This is a genomic window from Cryobacterium algoritolerans, assembly GCF_004402785.1.
Lineage (GTDB): Bacteria > Actinomycetota > Actinomycetes > Actinomycetales > Microbacteriaceae > Cryobacterium > Cryobacterium algoritolerans.
The window spans coordinates 1-6,995 of sequence record NZ_SOFP01000058.1; the positions used below are offsets into that span (position 1 = coordinate 1).

Annotated in this window: 8 protein-coding genes; 3 read left to right on the forward strand and 5 right to left on the reverse strand. The window is 69.3% G+C overall.

What is annotated here, in order from left to right:
• The first annotated feature begins 246 nt into the window (after positions 1 to 246).
• On the forward strand, positions 247 to 942 hold the full coding sequence (locus E3O19_RS12795) for an alpha/beta hydrolase (RefSeq protein WP_134568180.1): 696 nt from the start codon (positions 247 to 249) through the stop codon (positions 940 to 942).
• A 101-nt stretch (positions 943 to 1,043) separates the two neighbouring features.
• Here the strand turns inward: E3O19_RS12795 and E3O19_RS12800 are convergent, their stop codons facing one another.
• Positions 1,044 to 1,481 carry a DUF5997 family protein gene (locus E3O19_RS12800; protein WP_134568182.1) on the reverse strand — a complete coding sequence of 146 codons (438 nt, stop codon included), beginning with the start codon at positions 1,479 to 1,481 and terminating at the stop codon, positions 1,044 to 1,046.
• Between the two features lie 77 nt (positions 1,482 to 1,558).
• Here E3O19_RS12800 and E3O19_RS12805 point away from each other — a divergent pair, with 77 nt between their 5' ends.
• Both E3O19_RS12805 and E3O19_RS12810 read left to right on the forward strand, forming a co-directional pair.
• A complete protein-coding gene (locus E3O19_RS12805) occupies positions 1,559 to 2,353 on the forward strand; it encodes a LysR family substrate-binding domain-containing protein (protein WP_166804568.1) in 795 nt (264 codons plus the stop codon).
• Between the two features lie 148 nt (positions 2,354 to 2,501).
• The gene (locus E3O19_RS12810) at positions 2,502 to 3,734 is read left to right on the forward strand and encodes a GAF domain-containing protein (protein ID WP_134568186.1); all 1,233 of its coding nucleotides are present in this window, start codon (positions 2,502 to 2,504) and stop codon (positions 3,732 to 3,734) included.
• 85 nt (positions 3,735 to 3,819) lie between these two features.
• Here the strand turns inward: E3O19_RS12810 and E3O19_RS12815 are convergent, their stop codons facing one another.
• The 4 genes from E3O19_RS12815 to E3O19_RS12830 are packed head-to-tail and all read right to left on the reverse strand — an operon-like array spanning position 3,820 to position 6,781.
• Positions 3,820 to 4,515 carry a GyrI-like domain-containing protein gene (locus E3O19_RS12815; RefSeq protein WP_134568187.1) on the reverse strand — a complete coding sequence of 232 codons (696 nt, stop codon included), beginning with the start codon at positions 4,513 to 4,515 and terminating at the stop codon, positions 3,820 to 3,822.
• Positions 4,508 to 4,909, reverse strand: a complete 402-nt coding sequence (locus E3O19_RS12820) for a VOC family protein (protein WP_134568189.1) — start codon at positions 4,907 to 4,909, stop codon at positions 4,508 to 4,510. Before E3O19_RS12820 ends, E3O19_RS12815 begins: the two co-directional genes overlap by 8 nt.
• Positions 4,910 to 4,961: 52 nt before the next feature.
• Positions 4,962 to 5,789, reverse strand: a complete 828-nt coding sequence (locus tag E3O19_RS12825; RefSeq protein ID WP_134568191.1) for an ABC transporter permease — start codon at positions 5,787 to 5,789, stop codon at positions 4,962 to 4,964.
• A complete protein-coding gene (locus E3O19_RS12830) occupies positions 5,786 to 6,781 on the reverse strand; it encodes an ATP-binding cassette domain-containing protein (RefSeq protein ID WP_134568193.1) in 996 nt (331 codons plus the stop codon). Before E3O19_RS12830 ends, E3O19_RS12825 begins: the two co-directional genes overlap by 4 nt.
• Between the last annotated feature and the right edge of the window lie 214 nt (positions 6,782 to 6,995).

A 6,995-nucleotide genomic window follows, 5' to 3' on the forward strand; every position in this document is an offset into this window, starting at 1 on the left:
CGGCCGTGCGGGCCAACGCGGCGGCCGCCCTGGCCGTCACCCTGCCCGGGCCGGGCACCGCGCCGCACACTGCTGCGATCGACGCCTTCCTGCGCGCCCGCGGCCGCACCGTCGACTGAGGGCGCCGGCCACCGAGGAGACCGCGGTGGCCCGGCACGATCGCCGCAGCCACGAACTCCCCCGTCGCAGTGAAAGTATGGAACCAGTCGTCGCGTTCCCGCCACGACCCGAAACGAAAGGTCCAGGATGGACAACAGCGAAGAGGGACATCCCACCGAGCGGATCGAAGAAATCGACCCTGACGCCGTGTTGTGGTCCGCCGGCCCCGCCGATCGGGGCGGCCGCCCCCTGTTGATCATCCTGCACGGTTACGGCTCGCACGAGGGCGACCTCTTCTCCCTCGCGCCGCATCTTCCGTTGCACCCGGTGATCGCGGCCCTTCGCGCGCCGCTGACGGCCGGACCCGGCTGGGCCTGGTTTCCGATCGGTGCGGCCGGTGCGGCGGTGAACCCCGGCGCCCCGAGCGCAGATGCCCTCACCGCCGCCACCTCCGGCGTGCTGGCCTGGCTCGACGCCCTGCCGGAGCAGCCAACCTCGGTGGGGCTGCTCGGCTTCTCCCAGGGCGGGGCGATGGCGCTCCAGCTACTGCGTCAGGCACCGGACAGGTTCGCGTTCGCGGTGGCGCTGTCGGGCTTCGTGGGCCGCAACGAGCATCCGGGCGACGCGCGCCTGGCCGAGCGGTGCCTCCCGATCTTCTGGGGCCGCGGCACGGCCGACCCGGTGATCCCCCAGGATGCGATCGAACGCACCCAGGCCTGGCTGCCGGGCCACTCCGACCTCACCGAACGCATCTACGAGGGGATGGGCCACTCCATCTCGCAGGCCGAACTCGGCGAGATCGTCGGATTTCTGCGTGAACAGTACGCGAGCCTCGCAGCCTGAGCGCGAGCGTCAGTACCGAGCGCGCCACATGCGCCGCTGAGCGCCTGGTGCGCCTGGAGCGCAGCGGCGCAACAGGAGCGCTCGGCGCTGCCCCGGGCGGCTCAGCGGCCGCGGCCGGCCTTCTCGTTCTGGGCGGCCTGGCGGGCGATGTGCGCCGTCTTGCGGGCGCGCTCGGCGTCACGGTCCTTGACCCGAATCTGCTCCTCGCGGACCTCATACTGGGTCGCCCGCTCGGTGACCAGCCAGGCCGGCGGCTGCTGCAGGAGCGCCAAAATCTCGGCGGTGGTGAGCGGCTCGGTCACCTTGCCGCGCACGAGCCCGGAGATCGACACGCCCAGCTTGGCGGCGACGACCTGCTTCGGGTGCGGGCCGTTGGCGCGCAGTTCGAGCAGCCACTCCGGCGGCTTCGCGTCCAGCGCGGCCAGGTCGGTGCGCGACATGGGCGAGGACTGGAACTCTTCCGGGGCTGCTTCGAGCAGAATCCCGAGCTTCTGGGCCGCCGTGGCGGGCTTCATGGTCTGGGTCTTCTTCTCGGTCATTAGTCAAGCGTATAGCCTGAGAGCGGTATCGATCCGGCTGGTCGGTGCCGACTGAGCCCGAAACAGAGAGGATGCCGGTGACTTTTTCCATTGCCTTCGTCGCCGGTGTGACCCCCACAAAGTGGACTCGTATCTGGGCCGAACGCCGACCCGACCAGCCGCTCGAGGTCTTTCGCACCGATCCGGCCGAGCAGGACCAGGTTCTCCGCGACGGCCGCGCCCAGGTCAGCCTGGTGCGGCTGCCCGTCGACGAGACCGACCTGAGCCTGATCGCCCTCTACCGCGAAATTCCCGTGGTGGTCGCGGCGAAGGACCACTTCATCGCCGACCAGGACAGCGTGCTCGTCGCCGACCTGGCCGACGAGCACCTCCTGCAGGACCCCGACGCCGTGCCGGAGTGGCGTGCGGTGGCGACAGAGGTCCGCGACGGCACCCGCCGTGCGCTGCCGAAAATGCGCGACCTCGACGAGGCGATGGAGCAGGTCGCGGCCGGGGTGGGCATCCTGATCGTCCCCCATTCGATCGCTCGGCTGCACGGCAGGAAGGATGTCGTGTCCCGGCCGGTCGAGGACGTGGCGGAGAGCCAGGTGTCCCTGGCCTGGCTCGCGAGCGAGACGACCGAGGACGTCGAGGAGTTCATCGGCATCGTGCGCGGACGCACGCGGGACAGTTCGCGGATCGATTCCCTGCCGGCCGGCGCCGAACGGGTGAAGAAGGAAAAGAAGACCGACAAGGCGAAGGCCGCCGCGAAGGCCGTACGTGTCGCGGCTGCGAAGGCGAAACCGGCCGTGTCCCGGAAGACCCAGAGCGCCCCGGGCCGCACCCGCCCCACGGCCAGCCCGAAGAAGGATAAAAGGCGCGGTTCCCGGTAGCCGGAGGATCGGCGCACCCGGCCGCCGGCATCCCGTGCAAACCAGCCAGCGTAACTGCGGCGACTCACACCGGGTGGTTAGCTGATATAAGCTCGATAGGCTCCACGGTTTATCCACTGGAGATTCATTTCGGTCTCGAGGAGTTTCGGTGGGTGAAGTCATCCGTTGGGCGATGGCACCCGTCATGCGTGCGTGGAGCACGGCCCGGACGCGCGACTACGACACCCTGCCACGGCCGAGAGATGCCCCGCAGGCCCACGCCGCAGGCGTCAACAGCGATCGGATCCTCCTCTTCGGCAGCGGGCCCGCGATCGGCTGGGGTGTGCTCAGCCACGACCTTGCCCTGCCCGGTTCACTCGCGCGGGCGCTGTCGGCACGCACCGGGCGGGGCAGCGACGTCGACGTCGTTCCGAGCCCGGCGATCACGATCAGGTCGGCCCGGTCCGAAGTCGCCGGGCTGAAGCTGTGGCGTTACGACGCCATTGTGCTCAGCCTCGGCACGACCGACGCCGTAGGCCTGATCTCGCCCAGGGTCTGGAGCCGGGAGCTCCAGGCGATCCTGGGCCAGCTCAGCCGCAATACCTCCCGCACCACCCGGATCTTCGTGCTCGGCATGCAGCCGATCCGGTCGATCGCGGCCTATGACACCGCCCTGGGTTCCCTCGGTGCCACCCACGCACGGGCGCTGAACGACCTGACCGGGGCCGTCTGCGCCGCCCGTCCGGACGCCTACTTCGTCCCCATGCCCGCCGGCCTGGCCCGCACCCCCGGCCGCATCCGCACTGCGGCCGACTACATCGCCTGGGCCGAGAACCTCGCCGACTCGATGAAGGCTCCCCTCGACTCGGAGCACCACGGTGACAACCGCGCCGAGAGCGACCATGACGGATCGCCGACCGGCCACCCCGAGTGGCTCGGCCCCGACGGGGTGCGCGCCGCTACCGAGTGCGGCCTCCTCGACACTGATCCGGAGGAGCGTTTCGACCGGATCGTGGCGGTGGCGCGGCGCTCCTACGGCACCCGGTCGGCCGCCTTCACGTTTCTCGACGGAGACCGCCTGTGGGACAAGTCCAACCTGGGCGGGGCACCCAACGTGTACCCGCTCGCCGGTTCGGTGACCGCCATCACGGTGCGCTCCCCCGGCGCGCTGGTCGTCCCGGACACGCTCCTCGACCCACGCACCCGCGAGCATCCCCTCGTGGTCGGCGAACCGCGCACCCGTTTCTACGCCGGCTTCCCGGTGGAGGCCGAATCGGGTGAGCGAATCGGCGTCCTCAGCGTGTTCGACCCCTCGCCTCGATTGCCGGACGAAATCGACACGGTGCTGCTGCGGGAACTTGCCCTGCTGATCCAGGCCGAACTGCGCCGGCACCCCGAGTAGGCGGCGCTGCCGGTCGGGCGGTTCCACGAAGCCTGTCGGCGCCGGGCAGAGCCGGGCAGAGCCGGACAGGTCAAAGCCGGACAGGTCAGAGCCGGTCGACCGGCTGCCTCAGCACCGTTTCAAGCTTGGCCGGCTCGGTCCGGCGCGGGTCACCGAGGTAGACCTCGTGGTGCCGCCCGTTGGCGCGCAGACCGTGTGCGGCCAGGAATTCGCCGTGCAGGGTGGCCAGGGCCGGAGCCTCGTCGGCGTAGGAGCCGAGGTGCAGCAGCTGGGCGGAGAGCCCCTCGTTGAGGGTTTCGGTGCGCACCCTGGCGAGAGCGGGAAGTTTCTTCTTCGCGCTCGCGGCCACGATGGCCCGGGCGATGAAGGCATCCGTCACCCAGTCCGGCTCGCTGATCAGCATCGTCCAGTGCCACTCCGACTTCGACCCCGCGGTGAAGACGGCTGCGTCGTCGGCGAACCACAGGCCCTCGAGCGGAGCCACGACCGCGTCGCGCCCGAGCTCGCGCTTGGCCTGGAACTTGATGCCGTAGGCCACCGCGTAGAGGGCCGCGACGGCCTCCGGGTGGGCGGGTACCGTGTTCGGGTCGCCGCTCCCATCGATGGCGATGAACCGCTGCCCGGGAACCTCGACCAGTTCCCAGTCCCGATTCGTGGGCGCGTAGAACGGTTTGAGCACCTTCTTGACGTCCCACGGCCCGGCGCCGGCCGGCGCGGTGTTCCGTGGCGCCCGGAGCTTCCCGGTGCGCCGATCGGTGGTGAACGGCACACTGTCAGCCATTCTGGAGCACCGAGAGGATGTTGCCGGCCGGGTCGGTGAACCAGGCGATCTGCGGGCCGTGCGGGTCCCTGGCGATGCCCTTTTCGTCCTGGGGAGACCCCGTGTAACGTTCGAAGGTCACCCCGCGGGAGAGCAGCTCGTCGACGGCCACGTCTATGTCGCCGACGGCGAAGTTGAGGATGGTGAACACGGCCGGCACATGGTCGGGTTTGGGGTAGACCATCACCTCGGCGCCGCCGGGCAATTCCAGGCGCAGCAGGCCCATCCCGCCGTCCCGCACCGTGAGGCCGAGGGTCTCGGCGTAGAAGGCGCGGGCCGCGTCGATGTCGGGCACGGCGAATCCGCTGAACGCGGCGAGGATGCCGATGCCAGGTCCGGCCTGTTGCTCTGTCATGTCGGTCTCCCGGTTGTGCTGCGGTCGGTGTCCGTCGGGGTCGAGCCGCCGGTCACCTTGAGCTGATCGAGGCGAACTTGCGGATGCACAACGGCACGAACACCAGCAGCATGACACTGATCCCGATCAGCACGGTCGCAATCGGGTTCTGCATTGTCCAGATGTCGGGCACCGGCGCCGTGCCCTCGTTGCCGAACAGCTGCCTGGCCGCCTGCACGAGCGAGGACACCGGGTTCCACTCCGCGAAGATGCGCAGCGGGGTGGGCAGGGTGTCGCTCGGCACGAAGGCATTCGAGACGAAGGTCAACGGGAAGAGGATCAGGAACGACGCGTTGTTGATGACTTCCGGGCTCTTCACGCTCATGCCCAGCAGCGCCATCACCCAGCTGAACGCGTAACTGAACAGCAGAAGCAGCCCGATTCCGGCCAGGAACTGCGGCAGCGAGGAGTTCACCCGCCAGCCGACCGCCAGGCCGGTGCCCATCATGATGACCATCGAGATCGTGTTCAGCACGAGGTCGCTGTTGGTGCGGCCGATCAGCACGGCCGACGAGCTCATCGGCAGGCTGCGGAACCGGTCGATGATGCCTTCCTTGAGGTCCTGGGCCATCGCCGAGCCGGAGAACGTCGAGCCGAAGACAACGGTCTGGGCGAAGATGCCCGCCATCAGGAATTGCACGTAGTCGGTGCCCTGCACGGAGATGGCGCCGGCGTAGACCTGGCTGAACAGGAGCACGAACATGATCGGCTGGATGACGGCGAAGACGAGCATGTCGGGCGACCGCTTGATCTTGATCAGGTTGCGCTTGGTCACGGTCCAGCCGTCGGAGTACCACATCGACAGCGGGTTCCAGGTGGGAAGGGTGGCGGCGACGCTCATTTGACTGTCTCCAATTCGGCGTCCTCGGTCTGCTGGGCGGTCTTGTCCGCCTTGTGGCCGGTGAGTTTGAGGAACACGTCGTCGAGGGTGGGCCGGCGCATCCCGGCGTCGTGCAGGCCGATCTTCGCCTCCCCGAGCGCCGCGAGCACATGCTGCAGCACGAGGGGACCGTCGTTGACGGCGACCTCGAGGCCGCGGCCGTCGGTGGTCACGATCGGTTCACCGTCGCCGTGCCGGGCGAGGATGCTCCGGGCGGTGTCGCTGTCGGCGGCGTCGACCAGGGCGATCTCCAGCCGGTGCCCGCCGATCTGTGCCTTGAGCTGGTCGGAGGTACCCTCGGCGATCACCCGGCCGTCATCGATCACGACGATGTCGTCGGCCAGCTGGTCGGCCTCTTCGAGGTACTGGGTGGTGAGCAGCACCGTGGTGCCGTCGGCGACGAGGCGTTTGATCACCTGCCAGAGAGCGATCCGGCTCCGCGGGTCGAGCCCGGTGGTCGGTTCGTCGAGGAACAGCACCTTGGGTTTGATCACGAGCGCACCGGCGAGGTCGATCCGGCGGCGCATACCGCCGGAGAACCCCTTTACCGGACGATTGCCGGCCGCCGTGAGCTCGAACAGGTCGATCAGCTCCTGCGCTCGGCGCCGGGCGACCGTCGCACCGAGATGGTAGAGCCGGCCGACCATCTGCAGGTTCTCGAACCCGGTCAGGTTCTCGTCGACGGCAGAGTATTGCCCGGAGACACCGATGATTCGCCGCACGGCCTTCGGATCGGCGAGGACGTCGATCCCGTCGACGAAGGCGGTGCCGGCATCCGGCCGGATCAGGGTCGTGAGCATCTTCACGACGGTGGTCTTGCCTGCCCCGTTCGGGCCGAGCAGGGCCTTGACCGACCCGCGCGGAACGGAGAGGTCGAGCCCGGCAAGGGCGTGGACGGGGCCGCTCTTGGAGCGGTAGGTTTTGGTGAGTCCCCTGGCTTCGATGATGCTCATGGGTCGGGTCCCTGCTGGTCAGGTGTTCGTGCGGGCGAGTCGGGCGCGCGCCACCACCTGAGGGCCGGCGAACGAGCCGAGAGCGGCGGCGCGACCACAACAGGTTATCGCGGAAGCCTCCCATGCGGAATCCCCACCGCGAAAATGAAGCTCCGCTCCCGCCCCGCCCCGCCCTGCCCCGCCGCGCCACGCCCCGCCGCGCCCCGCCCCGCCG